The sequence below is a fragment of the Vibrio sp. S234-5 genome (assembly GCF_000960595.1).
Taxonomy (GTDB): domain Bacteria; phylum Pseudomonadota; class Gammaproteobacteria; order Enterobacterales; family Vibrionaceae; genus Vibrio.
The window spans coordinates 1-385 of record NZ_JZAM01000443.1 but is presented as its reverse complement, the minus strand read 5'-3'; the positions used below and the strand labels follow the sequence as shown (position 1 = coordinate 385).

General features: G+C 56.6%; 1 protein-coding gene. It reads right to left on the bottom strand.

What is annotated here, in order from left to right; genetic code table 11:
* On the bottom strand, positions 1-385 hold a 385-nt coding region (locus UF06_RS22915; protein ID WP_045572524.1), incomplete at both ends, for a DUF1887 family CARF protein.

Below are 385 nucleotides of genomic sequence, written 5' to 3'. Positions count from 1 at the left end.
GTGAGTACCCCATTTTCGTAGGTGGCGATTTTGGCCTCACGCAAGCCTGCCAGCAGGATATTCAGTTCCCGGTAGTCTTGTTGCGTGTCGGAAAGCTCGACCTCAAGCCGCTGCTCTTTGCGCCAAGTGGTGGATAAGTAGTTGAGCGTTGCCAACCCAGTGCCAAGCTCCAGAGCATTTCCCGCCCAGCGTTCCCCAAGCTGGTAGAGCTGCGGATCCAGTTGGGGTGGCAACTCCACCTCGTTAAACTCACCCCGTGCGCCAAACATGGCGGGGTCATATGAAATGGTGATACGGCCCTGAACTTCCGCCTCTTCTCTTCCGACAGGGTAGAGCCAGCACAGTTTGTCGCTGTTGGGCTCCACGACAAAAATCGGCCAATGGG